Consider the following 15,557-nt stretch of genomic DNA (forward strand, 5'->3'; position numbering starts at 1 on the left):
TCGGCTGCCGCAGGATTTGCCGTGGCGCTGACGGCCGTGGCCGCAGCGGGACCGTGGGAGTCAGGCCAGCGTACGGCCGAACGGGCGATCGCCGCCTCCCGGGACGGTCAGGGGAAGCAGGCGCGTCCCCACAAGAAGGGGGGGACAGGCGGTCACAAGGGGGCGCTCGCCCCGGTGCCGCCCGCCGCCCCCGAGGTGCTCGCCGCCGTGTCCGGTCCGCACAACGCGCCGGTGCCGACCCAGGCCGGACTGGCCGGGCGGCTCGGCCCGTTGCTGTACGACGGGGCGCTCGGCGCGCTGACGACGGGCGCCGTGGTCGACGCCGTCTCGGGCCGGACGGTGTGGGGGCAACGCCCCGGCACACCCGCCGTACCCGCCTCCACCACGAAGGTCGCCACGGCCGTCGCGTCCCTGTCGCTGCTCGGGGCCGACCACCGCCTCACCACCTCCGTGGTCGCCGCGGGCAAGGACCGCGTCGTCCTGGTCGGCGGCGGTGACCCCACCCTGACCGCCCGCGCGAAGCCCGGCGGCGGCTGGACGGCGGCCTCCCTGCGCACCCTCGCCTCGGACACCGCCCGCGCGCTGCGCGCCAAGGGCGTCCGCTCGGTGAGGCTCACGTACGACACCTCGCTCTTCACCGGCCCCGCCGTCCATCCCATCGGGCACAACGACAACATCGCCCCCGTCACCGCCCTGATGGCCGACGAAGGCCGCAGCGACGGCAAGAGCGTCAAGGGTCCCGCGGCCCGCCACGGGGATCCGGCGGCCAAGGCGGCGGAGGCCTTCGCGGACCTGCTGCGCAAGCGCGGCGTCAAGGTCGAGGGCGCGGTGAAGGCCGGCAAGGCGCCCTCGCGCGCGCCGGCGACCGACCGGCTGGCGGAGGTGCGGTCCGCGCCCCTGGCCGACCTGGTCGAGCGCATGCTCACCAACAGCGACAACGACATCGCCGAGGCGCTCGCCCGGCACACCGCCCTCGCCGCGGACCGCCCGGGGTCCTTCTCCGGCGGCGCCAAGGCCATCGGCTCCGCACTCCGCGAGCTCGGGGTCCCGCTGAAGGGGGCCCGCTTCGCGGACGGCAGCGGGCTCGACCGCGCCGACCACCTCACGGCGGAGCAACTGGCGCGGCTGCTGGCGCTGGCTGCCGACCCCGACCACCCGGAGCTGCGCCCCGTCCTCACCGGGTTGCCGGTCGCCGGCTTCAGCGGGTCCCTGCGGGAACGCTTCACCTCGGCGCGCGGGGGCGCGGGGCTGGTCCGCGCCAAGACGGGGACGCTCACCGGGGTCAACGCGCTCGCCGGGACGGTGGTGGACGCGGACGGCCGGCTGCTCACGTTCGCCTTCCTGACCAACGGCACCACCGACCCCGTGACCGCGCAGTCCGCCCTCGACCGCCTCGCCGCGGGACTGGCCACGTGCGGCTGCCGCAAGTAGCCGCAACCGGCGTTCGCCGCCCGCGCCCCGGCGAGGAACGCTCCCGGGGAGGGGGACAAGCACGTACCGTGAAGGAATGACGAGCATCGGTGGTGCGGAGATGGTCGACTGGAACCTCGCGGTCGCGACCGCGACCCGCTTCGTGCGGCCCGGCCCGGAGGTGAACCGGGACGAGGCGCGCGCGGTCGTGGCGGAACTGCGGCGGCACGCAAAGGAGTCGGAGGCGCACGTCCGGGCCTTCACCAGGATGTTCGGCGACCAGGAGGACCCGGCCGACACCGGGACCCCGGTGCTGATCGTGGACCGCCCGGGGTGGATCAAGGCGAACGTCGCCGGCTTCCGCGAAGTGCTGAAGCCGCTGCTGGACAAGATGCAGGCCCGCAAGCCGGGCGGCCCCGGCGGCGCCGTGCTGGGCACCGTCGGCGGGAAGGTGACCGGGGTCGAGGTCGGGATGCTGCTGAGCTTCCTGGCCTCGCGCGTGCTGGGCCAGTACGAGACCTTCGCCCCCGCGACCCGTGACATGCCGGCCGGCCCCGCCGCGCCCGGCCCGGGCGAGCCGCGCACCGGGCGGCTCCTGCTGGTGGCCCCCAACATCGTCCACGTGGAGCGCGAACTCGACGTGGACCCGCACGACTTCCGGCTGTGGGTGTGCCTGCACGAGGAGACCCACCGCACGCAGTTCACGGCCGTGCCGTGGCTGCGGGACCACATCGAGCAGGAGATCCAGGCCTTCCTCGGCGAGACGGAGATCGACCCGTCGACGCTGATCGAGCGGCTCCGTGAGGCGTTCCAGGCGTTCTCCTCCGGCAGCCGGCCCGACGCGGAGGAGGCCTCGGTCGACGCGGACGGCGACGAGGGCCGCAGTCTGATCGACCTGGTGCAGACCCCGAACCAGCGGGAGATCCTGAGCCGGCTGACCGCGGTCATGTCGCTGCTGGAGGGGCACGCCGACTACGTGATGGACGGCGTGGGTCCGGACGTCGTGCCCTCCGTGGCCGAGATCCGCGAGAAGTTCCAGCGCCGCAGGCAGAGCGGCGCCGGGCGGATGGACATGGCGCTGCGCAAACTGCTGGGGCTGGACGCCAAGCTGCGGCAGTACCGTGACGGCGAGCGTTTCGTGCGGGCCGTGGTGGACGAGTCCGGGATGGACGGCTTCAACCGGATCTGGACCTCGCCCAACACCCTGCCCACCAAGCAGGAGATCGCCAAACCCGCGGACTGGGTGGCACGGGTGCACGGGCGGAGCGAAACCTGAGTCGACCCGGGGCACAGAAGGGCCCCGGGGCCTCCCGGTTCACCCGTCCGAGGGACCGTGGGCGCAGGGTAAGCGTGCGATGCTCGAGTATCGCCCGCTGTCTGTCACCATCTAGCTACCCTGCGTCATCTTCACCGTCCCGACGCCTCCCCCAGCCTCTCCAGGAGGGAAACCGGACATGGGTCCCCACCCCGCGGTCGCGGCGATACGCCTGGCGGTCCGCCGCGTACTCCAGGACATCCTGACCGACCACCCCGGCGGCAGCCCGCTCGTGCTGGCCGCCTGCAGCGGCGGAGCCGATTCGATGGCCCTCGCCACCGCCCTCGCCTTCGAAGCGCCCAAGCTCGGCGTCCGGGCCGGCGGTGTCACCGTCGACCACGGCCTGCAGGACGGCTCGGCGACCCGCGCCGTCGACGTGGCCGACCGCCTGCGCGGTCTCGGACTCGCCCCGGTGGACGCCGTCGAGGTCACCGTCGGCCGTCAGGGCGGCCCGGAGGCCGCCGCGCGCGACGCGCGGTACGCCGCGCTGGACGCCGTCGCGGAACGCGCCGGCGCCTCCGCCGTGCTGCTCGGCCACACCCGGGACGACCAAGCGGAAACGGTGCTGCTGGGGCTGGCCCGCGGTTCCGGCATCCGGTCGCTGTCCGGCATGCCCGCCGTCAACGGGCGCTACCGCCGCCCCTTCCTGCTGCTGGACCGCGACACGGTCCGCAAGGCCTGCCTCGTGCAGGGCATCGACGTGTGGGAGGACCCGCACAACCACGACCCCGCCTACACCCGCTCCCGGGTCCGCCACGAGGCGCTGCCGGTGCTGGAGAAGTCCCTGGGCAAGGGCGTCGTGGAGGCGCTGGCCCGCACCGCCCAGCTCTCCCGGGACGACGCCGACGCCCTCGACCAGTGGGCGGCCCAGGCCGAGCGGACGGCCGTCGACGCCGACGGCGGGCTGGACGTCGCCCGGCTGCTGACCCTTCCCCCCGCGGTACGCCGCCGGGTGCTGCGCCGTGCGGCCGTCGCGGCGGGCTCGCCCGCCGGTTCGCTCTTCGCCCGGCACATCGAGGAGACCGACCGCCTGCTCACCGGGTGGCGCGGGCAGAAGCCGCTCAACCTACCGGGCGGCGTCGCCGTCGGCCGGCGGAATGGCAGACTGTTCTTCCAGGCCCTGTAGACCGAGCCGGAAGTTGTGCGGGTGAACGAGAACGACATGGGCACCGACCTCGAGAAGGTGCTCATCTCCAAGCAAGAGATCGACGCCAAGCTGGCGGAGCTGGCTGCGCAGATCGACAAGGACTACGAGGGCAAGGACCTGCTGATCGTCGGCGTCCTCAAGGGCGCCGTGATGGTGATGGCGGACCTCGCGCGAACCCTGTCCTCCCAGGTCACCATGGACTGGATGGCGGTGTCCTCGTACGGGGCGGGGACCAAGTCCTCGGGTGTCGTGCGGATCCTCAAGGACCTCGACACCGACATCGCCGGGCGGGACGTCCTGATCGTCGAGGACATCATCGACTCCGGTCTGACCCTGTCCTGGCTGATCAGCAACCTGGGCTCGCGCCGCCCGGCCTCGCTCGAGGTCTGCACGCTGCTGCGCAAGCCGGACGCCGCCAAGGTCGAGATCGATGTGAAGTACGTCGGTTTCGACATCCCCAACGAGTTCGTGGTCGGCTACGGCCTGGACTTCGCGGAGAAGTACCGGAACCTGCCGTTCATCGGCACCCTTGCGCCGCACGTGTACGGCGGCTGAGGCTCCGGGAACCCCGACGCCCTCCTCCGCGTTGGAGGGTGGTAACGCTGTTTGTTTACGGTCTCCGGCAACTTCGGGTGACAATGCTGGGGTACCGTCCGAAGGTCGGTTCATACACCGGATGCACCGGCGGCCCCCAGGCCGCGGTGCCTCACTGTGGCAGGAGGGACGGGGCGTGTTCGCCCCGCATGGATGGACGTGAAGCGCTATTTCCGTGGGCCAGTCATGTGGATCGTGCTGGCTGTCCTCGCTGTGGTCGTTTTGATGCAGGTCGTCGGCTCGTCCGGTGGCTACAAGACGGTGGACACCGGCCAGGCCATTGAGGCCATCAACAGCAACCAGGCCAAGTCCGCCGAGCTGACCACCGGCGACGAGAACACGATCAAGGTCGAGCTCAAGGACGGCGCCAAGGTAGGCGGCAAGGACCTGGGCTCCAAGATCAAGGCGAGCTACATCGGCGACCAGGGCGTCGACGTGGCGAAGATCCTGCAGGCCAAGGTTGACGACGCCAACAAGAGCACCCTGCCCGACGGCTACACCGTCGCGCCCTCGAAGCAGAACGCCTTCGTCGGCATCCTGCTGTCGCTGCTGCCCTTCGTCCTCATCGTCGTGGTCTTCCTGTTCCTGATGAATCAGATGCAGGGCGGCGGCTCCCGGGTGATGAACTTCGGGAAGTCCAAGGCCAAGCTGATCACCAAGGACACCCCGAAGACGACCTTCGCCGACGTCGCCGGCTCGGACGAGGCCGTCGAGGAGCTCCAGGAGATCAAGGAGTTCCTGCAGGAGCCGGCGAAGTTCCAGGCCGTCGGCGCCAAGATCCCCAAGGGTGTGCTGCTCTACGGCCCGCCCGGAACGGGCAAGACCCTGCTCGCGCGCGCCGTCGCCGGCGAGGCGGGCGTCCCGTTCTACTCGATCTCCGGATCCGACTTCGTCGAGATGTTCGTGGGTGTCGGCGCCTCGCGTGTCCGCGACCTGTTCGAGCAGGCCAAGGCGAACGCCCCGGCCATCGTCTTCGTCGACGAGATCGACGCCGTCGGCCGGCACCGCGGTGCGGGTCTCGGCGGCGGTCACGACGAGCGTGAGCAGACGCTCAACCAGCTGCTGGTCGAGATGGACGGCTTCGACGTCAAGGGCGGGGTCATCCTGATCGCCGCCACCAACCGCCCGGACATCCTGGACCCGGCGCTGCTGCGCCCGGGCCGGTTCGACCGGCAGATCGCGGTCGACCGCCCCGACCTGCAGGGCCGCCTGGAGATCCTCCAGGTCCACCAGAAGGGCAAGCCGGTCGCCCCGGACGTCGACCTCAAGGCCGTCGCCCGCCGCACCCCCGGCTTCACCGGTGCGGACCTGGCGAACGTCCTCAACGAGGCGGCGCTGCTCACCGCGCGCAGCGACAAGAAGCTGGTCGACAACGCGATGCTGGACGAGGCCATCGACCGTGTCGTGGCCGGCCCGCAGAAGCGCACCAGGATCATGTCCGACAAGGAGAAGAAGATCACCGCGTACCACGAGGGCGGTCACGCCCTGGTCGCCGCGGCTTCTCCGAACAGCGACCCGGTGCACAAGATCACGATCTTGTCCCGCGGCCGGGCCCTCGGCTACACGATGGTCCTGCCGGACGAGGACAAGTACTCCACCACCCGCAACGAGATGCTCGACCGGCTCGCCATGACCATGGGCGGCCGCGCGGCGGAGGAGCTGGTCTTCCACGACCCGACCACCGGTGCCGCGGACGACATCGAGAAGGCCACCACCACGGCCCGCGCGATGGTGACCCAGTACGGCATGACCGAGCGACTGGGCGCGATCAAGTTCGGGACGAGCGACGGGGAGCCCTTCCTCGGCCGTGAGATGTCCCACCAGCGCGACTACTCGGAAGAGGTCGCCGGACTGGTCGACGAAGAGGTCAAGAAGCTCATCGAGACCGCGCACAACGAGGCGTGGGAGATCCTCGTCGAGAACCGCGACGTTCTCGACAACCTGGTTCTGGCCCTCCTGGACAAGGAGACGCTGAACAAGGAGGACCTCGCCGAGATCTTCAAGCCGATCGTCAAGCGCCCGCCGCGTCCGGCCTGGACGGGTTCCTCGCGGCGTACGCCGTCGACCCGCCCGCCGGTGCTCTCGCCCCGTGAGCTCGCCCTGACCAACGGCACCCAGCCGACGGCCAACGGCAGCGCCACGGCGTCGCTGAGCAAGCCCGCCGAGACGGTGGAGCTCCCGGAGGAGCCGAACCCCGAGGCCTGACACCTCGGACGTGGCCTTGGTCACGGACATCGGAATGCGTACCGCGCCCCCCAGGTTTCCTATCCTGGGGGGCGCTGCGTTTCCGCGGTTCCCGCGGCCCACGCATTCGGTACGTCTGAGGAACGAGGCACACATGACCGACCCGGTGACCCTTGAGGGCGAACTGCGCCCCGTCGGCGAGTTCGACGAGAAGCGTGCCGAGAACGCGGTCCGTGAGCTGCTGATCGCGGTCGGGGAGGACCCCGGCCGCGAGGGTCTGCGGGAGACCCCCGCGCGGGTGGCGCGGGCGTACCGGGAGATCTTCGCCGGGCTCTACCAGGAGCCCGAGGACGTCCTGACGACCACCTTCGACCTCGGCCACGACGAGATGGTCCTGGTCAAGGACATCGAGGTGCTGTCGAGCTGCGAGCACCACCTGGTGCCGTTCGTGGGCGTCGCCCACGTCGGCTACATCCCCTCGGCGGACGGCAAGATCACCGGTCTGTCGAAGCTGGCCCGTCTGGTCGACGTCTTCGCCCGCCGCCCGCAGGTGCAGGAGCGGCTCACCACGCAGATCGCGGACTCGCTCATGCGGATACTCGAACCGCGCGGCGTGATCGTGGTCATCGAGTGCGAGCACATGTGCATGACGATGCGCGGGGTCCGCAAGCCCGGCGCGAAGACCATCACCTCGGCGGTGCGGGGGCAGTTGCGCGACTCCGCCACCCGCGCCGAGGCGATGAGCCTGATCATGGCCAAGTGACCTGAGGGGCCGCGGCCCCCGGTCGTCCCGGCCGATGTGCCCGTTCCCCGCCCGGCGACGGAATTCGTGTGGCGGACTTCACGTCCTACAGGGCGCAAATCTCCGACGAGAGTGGGGCGTGCGGGTGTGATCCGCATCGCCGGGGCGTGGTGAGCGATGTCTGTCGTGGCAGAGGAAGATCCCGCCGTCCGGGTTCCCCGGGACAGGGTGCGACGGCTCCCATGGGCGATGCCGGCGTCCGCGGCTGGTCTTCCGGGCCACCGGGGACCTCCCCCGGATCGGCCTGGCCGCCATGCGGGCCGAGGGATTCGTCACCCTGGCCCTCCCCGCCTGGGCCTCACGGCGCCTGTGGTGACGTCGTCGAACCGTCCGGGTAGCCCACCACGAGGACGATCCTCCGCCTCCCGGCGCACCGCACCGGGGGCACCTCCCGGCGCGAGCTGGGGGAACCGCGGGGCGCGCCCTCCGGGCGGCCGGAGCCACTTCGACGACAAGGCCTAGGCTGAGCCCATGGGTAGGTTGCGCGGCCACGTGGCCGGATTGCCGTCCTGGGACCGGTGCGCGGTCATGGGCGTGGTGAACGTCACGCCGGACTCGTTCTCGGACGGCGGCGAGTGGTTCGACACCGAGCTGGCGGTGAAGCACGGCCTGGACCTCGTCGCGGCCGGTGCCGACCTGGTGGACGTCGGCGGTGAGTCGACCCGTCCGGGCGCGGCGCGCGTGGACGAGGCGGAGGAACTGCGCAGGGTGGTCCCGGTCGTGCGCGAGCTGACCCGGGCCGGGGCCGTGGTGAGTGTGGACACCATGCGGGCCGCGGTCGCGGAGAAGGCGGTCGAGGCGGGCGCGGTCCTGGTCAACGACGTCAGCGGCGGACAGGCGGACCCGGCGATGATCCCGGTTGTCGCGGCGACCGGCAGCCCGTTCATCGTGATGCACTGGCGGGGCCAGAGCATCGACATGAACAACCGGGCGGTCTACCGGGACGTCGTGGGCGAGGTCACCGCGGAGCTGCGGCACAGCCTCGACCGCGCCGTGGCGGGCGGCATCGACCCGGAGCGGATCGTCCTCGACCCGGGGCTGGGTTTCGCGAAGAACGCCGAGCACGACCTGACCCTGATCGCCCACCTCGAGGACCTGCGGGCCCTGGGCCGCCCCCTGCTGATCGCGGCCTCCCGCAAGCGGTTCCTCGGCCGGGTGCTGGCCGGCGAGGGCGGCGATCCGCCCCCGGCGAGGGAGCGCGACGCCGCCACGGCCGCCGTCACCGCCATCGTGGCGGGCCGCGGCGCCTGGGCGGTCCGGGTGCACGAGGTGCACGACAGCGCCGATGCCGTGCGGGTCGCACGGGCACTGGAGGGGGCACGATGACGCCGCGCACAGCCGAGGCCGCACGGGTCGAGCAGGCGAACCAGGCGTTCTACGACGCCGTGGAGCGGTCCGACCTGGACGCGCTGGAGGAGCTGGTGCTGACCGGCCCGCTGGCGGAGACGGTGTCCGTGGTGCACCCGGGCTGGCCGGTGCTGCGGGGACGCCGCGAGGTGATGCGCTCGTACGCCCTGATCATGGCGAACACCGAGTACATCCAGTTCTTCCTGACGGACGTGGAGGTGGCGGTCGACGGCGACACGGCCCTGGTGACCTGCACCGAGAACATCCTCACCGGCGGCCCCGCCGAGGAGGAGGGCGAGATGGGCTCGCTCGTGGGCGGCCTGGTGGTCGCCACGAATGTGTTTCGGCGCACATCGGAGGGCTGGCGGCTGTGGGTGCACCACGGCTCCCCGGTGATGGCCGACGGGATCGACGAGGATGCCGCGGAGGACGTGGACAACGGCGGCGAGGGGTCAGCCTGAGGCATTCTGACCACCCGTTCGTGCCAAGAACCGGCAAGAAGTGGTGAAGACCGGAGTAGGGCGTCGCGTCCCGGGGTAAGCGCGGGGCGGTCGGCCGCCTCGCTGTCCGGTACTGGGGACTGTCGGCGGTCGAAGGTAGATTCGAGTCAGGGCAGTGCGGCCCTCCCCTCCCGCTGGGCGGGCGGACCGCGCCCGTCCGTCCGTTCGTCGACCTGCGGGAGTGAATCGTGGATCGTGTCGCGCTGCGCGGCCTGAAGGCCCGCGGGCACCACGGCGTGTTCGAGCACGAGCGCCGCGAGGGCCAGGACTTCTTCGTGGACCTCGTCCTCGGCCTGGACACCGCCCCCGCCGCCGCGACGGACGACCTGACCAGGACCGTGCACTACGGCATCGTGGCCGAGGAGGTCACCGCCGTCGTCGAGGGCGAGCCCGTGGACCTGATCGAGACCTTGGCCCAGCGGATCGCCGACCAGGTCCTCAAGCACGACCTGGTCCAGGAGGTGGAGGTCACCGTGCACAAGCCGCAGGCCCCGATCACCGTCCCGTTCGCCGATGTGTCCGTCACCATCACCCGGAGGCGCCCGTGAGCTACGACCCCACCGTGCAGCCCGTCCCGGCCTCCGTCGTCGCACAGGTCGACGCCGCGGACTCGACGCTGCAGAACCCGAAGTTCGCCGTCATCTCGCTGGGCAGCAACCTCGGCAACCGCCTGGAGACGCTGCAGGGCGCCGTCGACGCCCTGGAGGACACCCCGGGCCTGCGGGTGAAGAAGGTCTCCCCGGTGTACGAGACGGAGCCCTGGGGCGTCGAGCCGGGCTCGCAGCCCAACTACTTCAACGCCGTGGTCCTGATCAGGACGACGCTCCCGCCGTCCTCGCTGCTGGAGCGCGGTCGGGCGATCGAGGACGCCTTCGCCCGGACCCGCGGCGAGCGCTGGGGTGCGCGCACCATCGACGTCGACATCGTTGCCTACCAGGGCGTCGTCTCCGACGACCCGGAGCTGACGCTGCCGCATCCGCGGGCGCACCAGCGTGCCTTCGTGCTGGCGCCGTGGCTCGACGTCGACCCCGGCGCCGAGCTGCCGGGCCAGGGGCCGGTGGCGGGTCTGCTGGCGGGCGTGGGCCGGGAGAGCGTGTGGTCCCGGGGCGACGTGGAACTCAGGCTGCCGGAGTAATCGTTACGATCCCGTCCGTACGTTCGTCGATGTGATGTGGGGAGCGAGCACTCGGTGAAGGCGCTGCGCATCAGGACCCTGGTCGGACTGTTCGTGGTCGCCGGAGTGCTCTCGTGGGCGGGCGCGAAGCTCTGGGACTCGCTCGGTACCCTGCCGGGCGTGCCCGTGGCCGCGCCGATCGTGCTGGCGCTGATCGCCGCCGTCCTGGCGGCGACGGCGCTGTCGCTGCGTTCGCGGCTGCGCGCGCAGCGCGAGCGGCGTCCCGGGGCCAAGGGCGTCGACCCGCTGCTGGCCGCCCGCGCGGTGGTCTTCGGCCAGGCCAGCGCCCTGGTCGCCGCTCTGGTCGCGGGGATGTACGGCGGCGCGTGCGCCTTCCTCCTGATGTACCAGATGGACAGCGACCCCCGCCGCGACCAGGCGATCTACGCGGGTGTCGCGGTCATCGCCGGCATCGCGGTCTGCGCCGCCGCGATCTTCCTGGAGCGGGTCTGCCGCCTCCCCGAGGACGAGGACGACAACCGCACCGGCACGGTGGGCGGCCGGGCGTAGCGCAGGGGCTCTGTCCCGCCGGCCCGCGTCTTCGCGCCCGAAGCGAACCGGTACGCGCCAGGCTCAGTAGCCCCGCCGGACGTTCTCCGCCGCGGCGTCGGCCTGCCGCCGGGCGCGGCGCCGGCGTTCGGAGGCCAGCTCCGCCAGCGCGTCGTCGAGGGCGGCCAGGACGCGGGCCGCGGCGGGGTCGCTCACGGCCGGTGCCGCGTCGGCGGCAGGGCCGCGGCGCAGACCGAGCGATGTGGTCAGGGCGGCCAGGACGGGCTCGTCCGCCGCGAGGCGGTCGGCCGCGCGGCGCCGGGCGCGGGAGTCGGTCAGCACGGTCCGGGTGTCGCGGACCAGCCAGCTGCGGTGCCGTTCCCGTACGACCTGGCCCTCGGCCGCCAGGGCGCTCAGGTAGACGTCGGCCAGCCCGCGGCCGCGGCGCCACAGCCAGTCGCCGGGGGCCTCGTACGGCGCCCCGCGCACCAGCGAGGCCGCGGCCTCGCCCAGCAGCGGATCGGTGATCTCCGGGTGCCCGCCCGGCACCAGGCGGTCGCCGTCGAGGGCGACGGCCCCGGCGGCCAGGAGGTCGACGGCCTCGGCCGCGGCGAGCGCGAGCGAGAGGTCGCCCGGTTCCACGGCGGGTTCGGCGGCCCGTTCCAGGGCGGTGATGATCAGGTCCCGCGGGGTGGTCATGGAACGCTCCGCATCACGAGGCTTCGGCGTCCGGTTCCGCCCGGCGATTGTCACCCGCTCCGGTCTCGGCCGCCACCGGCCGCCCCGCTCCGGCCTCGTCGCCGTCCTCGCCGTCTTCGTTGACCGAACGGCGAAGCGCGGCGTGCAGCGTCGCCGGGGTCAGCACCCCGGCGAAGCGGTCGCCGTCCACGACGGCTATCCAGCCCGCGTCGTGCTGGAGCATCGCGCTGAAGGCCCGCTTGAGGGGGGAGCCCACCGGGACCCAGGCTTCCAGGCGGCGGGTGTGGTCCGCGACCGTGCCCGAGGTGAGGGTGCCCGCGGCGACGTAGCCGCGCAGCCCGCCGTCGTCGTCGAGCACGACCGCGTAGGGGTCGCCCTGCTTCGCCAGGAGGGCGGCGGCCTCCGCGGCCGGCGAGCCGGCGCGCACGACGGGCGGGTGCTCCAGGTCGGCGGTCTCGACCGGGGTGACGGACAGCCGCTTCAGACCGCGGTCGGAGCCGACGAAGTCGGCCACGTACGGGGTGGCGGGGGAGCCGAGCACCGTCGCGGGGGTGTCGTACTGCTCGATCCGGCCGGGGCCGAAGACCGCCATGCGGTCGCCGAGCCGGACCGCCTCCTCGATGTCGTGGGTGACGAACAGCACGGTCTTGCGCACCTGTTCCTGCAGCCGCAGGAACTCCGACTGCAGCCGCTCCCGCACCACCGGGTCGACGGCGCCGAAGGGCTCGTCCATCAGCAGCAGCGGCGGGTCGGCCGCCAGAGCACGGGCCACGCCGACCCGCTGCCGCTGGCCGCCCGAGAGCTGCTCGGGGTAGCGGGAGCCGTGCACGGACGGGTCCAGGCCGACCAGTTCCAGCAGCTCGGCGGCGCGTGCCCGGCGCTTGGCGCGGGTCCAGCCGAGCAGGTGCGGCACGGTCTCGGTGTTCTCCAGCACGGTCTTGTGCGGGAACAGGCCGACGTTCTGGATGACGTAGCCGATGCGGCGGCGCAGCCGTACCGGGTCGGTGCGGGCGATGTCCTCGCCGTCGAGCAGGATCCGGCCGGCGGTGGGCTCGATGAGCCGGTTGACCATCTTCATCGTGGTGGTCTTGCCGCAGCCGGACGGCCCGACGAGGGTCACGAGTTCGCCCTCGCGCACCTCGAAGGACAGGTCGTCGACGGCTGTGGTGCCGTCGGGGTAGCGCTTGGTGACGTTCTCGAAGCGGATCATCGGGACCTCTCGTCGGCGCTGGGCGGTGCGGCTCACCCCCCAGCTTGGTACACGCTCGGCGATGGATGTGAAGGGGGTGTTGCGAGGATGTGGCAGGACACCGGGAATGTCCGTGGCCGGGTTTACGCTCACCTGCATGATCTGAACCGGGCGGGGGAGGTGGCATCGCATGGCCGGACAGGACTGTCTCGCGGCGAACGACTGGATATGCGGCGAGTTCGTGCGCACACGCAGCCAGGAGTTGCTGGACGCGGGTGTGCAACATCTGTGGATCACCGCGGCGTCGGTCGCCGCGGGTGTTCTGCTCGCGCTGCCGCTGGCCCTGGTGGCCCGGCGCTGGCGGGCGGCCGAGGGGCCGGTGCTGGGGTTGACGACCGTGCTCTACACGGTCCCGTCGCTCGCGCTCTTCTCCCTGCTCGTGCCCGTCTTCGGCATCTCCGCGGCCGTGGTCGTCACCGGGCTGACGCTCTACTCGCTGACCATCCTCGTCAGGAACTTCCTCGCCGGACTGGACTCCGTGCCCGAGGACGCGCGGGAGGCCGCGCGCGGCATGGGGTACGGACCCCTGCGGCTGCTGATCGAGGTGGAGCTCCCGCTGGCGCTGCCCGCGGTGATGGCGGGCGTGCGCATCGCCACGGTCGCCACGGTCTCCCTCACGACGGTCGGCGCGATCCTCGGCTACGGGGGGCTGGGCAACCTCATCTACGACGGGATGCGCAGCTTCTTCAAGGCGGAGGTGTTCACCGCCTCGGCGATCTGCGTGCTGCTCGCGATCCTCGCGGACGTGCTCCTGCTCGGTCTCCAGCGGCTGCTCTCGCCCTGGAGCCGCGCCTCGAAGGCGGTGGCGTGATGGCGGTGGTCCCCGACTCGTGGGAGTGGCTGACCGACGGCGCCAACTGGACCGGCGCCGACGGCGTGCTGCAGCGGCTGGGCGAGCACCTCGCCCTGACCTTCGTCTCCCTGGCCATCGCCTGTGCCGTTGCGCTGCCCGTCGCGGTCGTCCTCGGCCACCTCGGCAAGGGCGGCGCGCTGGCCGTCAACCTGTCCAACGTCGGGCGCGCGGTGCCCACGTTCGCCGTGCTCGTGCTGCTGATCATCGCCCTGGGGTCGGCGAGCCACTGGCCGACGATTCTCGCGCTGGTCCTCTTCGCCGTCCCGCCGTTGCTCACCAACACCTACGTCGGCATGCGCCAGATCGACCGCGACGCGGTGGAGGCCGCCCGCGGCATGGGGATGACCGGGGGCCAGATGCTCCGCCGGATCGAGCTGCCGCTGGCGCTGCCCTTCGTCATGAGCGGGGTGCGCTCGGCCGCCGTCCAGGTCGTCGCCACCGCCACGCTCGCCGCGCTGCCCGGCGAGGGCGGCCTCGGCCGCATCATCACCGCGGGCTACGCCCAGTACGACACGGCCAAGGTCGTGGCCGGCGCGATCCTCGTGACCTGGCTCGCCCTGCTCGTGGAGGGAGTCTTCCTGTTGCTGCAGCGCCTGGTGTCCCCCACGCGGAAGTCCCGACCCGCCCGAAGACCTGCCCGTTCCACCCATCAGATGGAGTTCACATGAGCAAGGCCCTGCGCACCGCCACCGCCCTGGCCGCTGTGGCGGTCCTCTCCGCGGGCCTGGCGGCCTGCGGCGGCGACAGCCTGGAGAAGAGCGGGGGAGGGGGGAGCTCGCCGGCAGGCGGCGGCAAGGGCTCCCTGACCGTCGGCTCCGCCGGGTTCACCGAGAGCACGGTCCTCGCGCAGCTGTACTCGCAGTTGCTGACCGACGCCGGCTACAAGACCACGATCAAGACCGTCGACAACCGCGAGCTGTACGAACCCGCCCTGGAGAAGGGCCAGATCGACGTCGTCCCCGAGTACGCGGCCACGCTCGCGGAGTTCCTCAACGCGAAGGCGAACGGCAAGGACGCCGCGCCCGTCGCCTCCTCCGACGTCGACGCCACCGTCCAGGCGCTCACCGAACTCGCCGCCCCGCGCGGGCTGAAGGTGCTGCCGGCCGGGGAGGCCGTCGACCAGAACGCGTTCGCGGTCACCAAGTACTTCGCGGAGAAGAACGACCTCAAGACCCTCTCCGACCTCGGGAAGTCGAAGATCAAGGTCAAGCTCGCCGCGGGCGAGGAGTGCTCCATCCGCCCCTTCTGCTCGCCCGGCCTGAAGAAGACCTACGGCATAGACGTGACCTCGGTCGACGCCAAGGGCGTCGGCACCGTCCAGGCCAAGCAGGCCGTCAAGGACGGCACCGACCAACTGGTGCTCACCACGACGACGGACGCCACCCTCGACCAGTTCGGCCTGGTGCTCCTGGAGGACGACAAGGGCCTGCAGAACGCCGACAACGTGCTGCCCGTCGTCAACGCGAAGGAGGCCGGCGGGGCGGACGTCGCCGCGGCCCTGGACAAGCTCACCCAGGTGCTGACCACGGCCGACCTCACCGAGCTGAACAAGCAGGTGGACTCGGAGCGCAAGAAGCCCGAGGACGTGGCCGCCGACTACCTGAAGTCCAAGGGCCTGCTGAAGGGCTGAGGCCCCACGGACCGGACCGGCCCGATGGACAAGATCGAATAAATGGTGGCGGGAGGGTGCTCACGTGACGATTCGCATACGCGTGAGCGCCCTCCGTATTTGTCGTCGTGTGTTCGGTGAGAAATCGGATGCCGCGGCCCCACACGACCCACCGGCACGCTAAG

At 71.9% G+C, this 15,557-nt stretch carries 16 protein-coding genes; 14 read left to right on the plus strand and 2 right to left on the minus strand.

The features are described 5' to 3' along the window. Positions 1–21 precede the first annotated feature (21 nt). The 11 genes from dacB to OIE69_RS22430 all read left to right on the plus strand — a co-directional run bounded on the left by dacB (position 22) and on the right by OIE69_RS22430 (position 10,983). The gene (gene dacB, locus OIE69_RS22380; protein ID WP_326574915.1) at positions 22–1,431 is read left to right on the plus strand and encodes a D-alanyl-D-alanine carboxypeptidase/D-alanyl-D-alanine endopeptidase; all 1,410 of its coding nucleotides are present in this window, start codon (positions 22–24) and stop codon (positions 1,429–1,431) included. Positions 1,432–1,507: 76 nt separating this feature from the next. Next, positions 1,508–2,686 carry a zinc-dependent metalloprotease gene (locus OIE69_RS22385; protein ID WP_326574917.1) on the plus strand — a complete coding sequence of 393 codons (1,179 nt, stop codon included), beginning with the start codon at positions 1,508–1,510 and terminating at the stop codon, positions 2,684–2,686. Between the two features lie 178 nt (positions 2,687–2,864). Beyond that, complete coding sequence (gene tilS, locus OIE69_RS22390; protein WP_326574919.1) at positions 2,865–3,851, plus strand: tRNA lysidine(34) synthetase TilS; 987 nt, start codon at positions 2,865–2,867, stop codon at positions 3,849–3,851. A 36-nt stretch (positions 3,852–3,887) separates the two neighbouring features. Then, complete coding sequence (hpt, locus tag OIE69_RS22395; RefSeq protein ID WP_037731546.1) at positions 3,888–4,427, plus strand: hypoxanthine phosphoribosyltransferase; 540 nt, start codon at positions 3,888–3,890, stop codon at positions 4,425–4,427. 192 nt (positions 4,428–4,619) lie between these two features. Next, complete coding sequence (ftsH, locus tag OIE69_RS22400; RefSeq protein WP_326574921.1) at positions 4,620–6,671, plus strand: ATP-dependent zinc metalloprotease FtsH; 2,052 nt, start codon at positions 4,620–4,622, stop codon at positions 6,669–6,671. Between the two features lie 133 nt (positions 6,672–6,804). After that, positions 6,805–7,413 carry a GTP cyclohydrolase I FolE gene (folE, locus tag OIE69_RS22405; RefSeq protein WP_326574923.1) on the plus strand — a complete coding sequence of 203 codons (609 nt, stop codon included), beginning with the start codon at positions 6,805–6,807 and terminating at the stop codon, positions 7,411–7,413. Positions 7,414–7,923: 510 nt separating this feature from the next. Then, positions 7,924–8,778 carry a dihydropteroate synthase gene (folP, locus tag OIE69_RS22410; protein WP_326574925.1) on the plus strand — a complete coding sequence of 285 codons (855 nt, stop codon included), beginning with the start codon at positions 7,924–7,926 and terminating at the stop codon, positions 8,776–8,778. After that, positions 8,775–9,260 (plus strand): nuclear transport factor 2 family protein, encoded by a 486-nt coding sequence (locus tag OIE69_RS22415; protein WP_326574927.1) that lies wholly within the window; start codon positions 8,775–8,777, stop codon positions 9,258–9,260. Before folP ends, OIE69_RS22415 begins: the two co-directional genes overlap by 4 nt. Before the next feature lie 227 nt (positions 9,261–9,487). After that, positions 9,488–9,847 (plus strand): dihydroneopterin aldolase, encoded by a 360-nt coding sequence (gene folB, locus OIE69_RS22420; protein ID WP_018558516.1) that lies wholly within the window; start codon positions 9,488–9,490, stop codon positions 9,845–9,847. Beyond that, complete coding sequence (gene folK, locus OIE69_RS22425) at positions 9,844–10,434, plus strand: 2-amino-4-hydroxy-6-hydroxymethyldihydropteridine diphosphokinase (protein WP_326574930.1); 591 nt, start codon at positions 9,844–9,846, stop codon at positions 10,432–10,434. Before folB ends, folK begins: the two co-directional genes overlap by 4 nt. 54 nt (positions 10,435–10,488) lie before the next feature. After that, entirely contained in the window at positions 10,489–10,983 is a 495-nt protein-coding gene (locus OIE69_RS22430; RefSeq protein WP_326581345.1) for a DUF3180 domain-containing protein, read from the plus strand. A 63-nt stretch (positions 10,984–11,046) separates the two neighbouring features. Here OIE69_RS22430 and OIE69_RS22435 read toward each other — a convergent pair whose 3' ends face one another. Continuing rightward, the gene (locus OIE69_RS22435) at positions 11,047–11,661 is read right to left on the minus strand and encodes a GPP34 family phosphoprotein (RefSeq protein WP_326574932.1); all 615 of its coding nucleotides are present in this window, start codon (positions 11,659–11,661) and stop codon (positions 11,047–11,049) included. A gap of 13 nt (positions 11,662–11,674) precedes the next feature. Next, entirely contained in the window at positions 11,675–12,871 is a 1,197-nt protein-coding gene (locus OIE69_RS22440) for an ABC transporter ATP-binding protein (protein ID WP_326581347.1), read from the minus strand. 169 nt (positions 12,872–13,040) lie between these two features. On the opposite strand from OIE69_RS22440, the gene OIE69_RS22445 reads away from it, so the two are divergent. From OIE69_RS22445 to OIE69_RS22455, 3 genes are read left to right on the plus strand one after another with little or no spacing between them, the layout of a single operon-like run. Beyond that, positions 13,041–13,721, plus strand: coding sequence for an ABC transporter permease (locus OIE69_RS22445; RefSeq protein ID WP_326574934.1), 681 nt, complete (start codon positions 13,041–13,043; stop codon positions 13,719–13,721). Next, positions 13,721–14,431 (plus strand): ABC transporter permease, encoded by a 711-nt coding sequence (locus OIE69_RS22450; protein ID WP_326574936.1) that lies wholly within the window; start codon positions 13,721–13,723, stop codon positions 14,429–14,431. Before OIE69_RS22445 ends, OIE69_RS22450 begins: the two co-directional genes overlap by 1 nt. Beyond that, positions 14,428–15,393, plus strand: coding sequence for an ABC transporter substrate-binding protein (locus OIE69_RS22455; RefSeq protein ID WP_326574938.1), 966 nt, complete (start codon positions 14,428–14,430; stop codon positions 15,391–15,393). Before OIE69_RS22450 ends, OIE69_RS22455 begins: the two co-directional genes overlap by 4 nt. Positions 15,394–15,557: the final 164 nt, after the last annotated feature.

Source organism: Actinacidiphila glaucinigra, assembly GCF_035918135.1.
GTDB lineage: Bacteria > Actinomycetota > Actinomycetes > Streptomycetales > Streptomycetaceae > Actinacidiphila > Actinacidiphila glaucinigra.

Coding starts and splice junctions, on each gene's coding strand:
- OIE69_RS22385 (WP_326574917.1), top strand. CDS start 1,508: ATGACGAGCATCGGTGGTGCGGAGATGGTCGACTGGAACCTCGCGGTC.
- tilS (WP_326574919.1), top strand. CDS start 2,865: ATGGGTCCCCACCCCGCGGTCGCGGCGATACGCCTGGCGGTCCGCCGC.
- hpt (WP_037731546.1), top strand. CDS start 3,888: ATGGGCACCGACCTCGAGAAGGTGCTCATCTCCAAGCAAGAGATCGAC.
- ftsH (WP_326574921.1), top strand. CDS start 4,620: ATGGACGTGAAGCGCTATTTCCGTGGGCCAGTCATGTGGATCGTGCTG.
- folE (WP_326574923.1), top strand. CDS start 6,805: ATGACCGACCCGGTGACCCTTGAGGGCGAACTGCGCCCCGTCGGCGAG.
- folP (WP_326574925.1), top strand. CDS start 7,924: ATGGGTAGGTTGCGCGGCCACGTGGCCGGATTGCCGTCCTGGGACCGG.
- OIE69_RS22415 (WP_326574927.1), top strand. CDS start 8,775: ATGACGCCGCGCACAGCCGAGGCCGCACGGGTCGAGCAGGCGAACCAG.
- OIE69_RS22435 (WP_326574932.1), bottom strand. CDS start 11,661: ATGACCACCCCGCGGGACCTGATCATCACCGCCCTGGAACGGGCCGCC.
- OIE69_RS22440 (WP_326581347.1), bottom strand. CDS start 12,871: ATGATCCGCTTCGAGAACGTCACCAAGCGCTACCCCGACGGCACCACA.
- OIE69_RS22445 (WP_326574934.1), top strand. CDS start 13,041: ATGGCCGGACAGGACTGTCTCGCGGCGAACGACTGGATATGCGGCGAG.
- OIE69_RS22450 (WP_326574936.1), top strand. CDS start 13,721: ATGGCGGTGGTCCCCGACTCGTGGGAGTGGCTGACCGACGGCGCCAAC.
- OIE69_RS22455 (WP_326574938.1), top strand. CDS start 14,428: ATGAGCAAGGCCCTGCGCACCGCCACCGCCCTGGCCGCTGTGGCGGTC.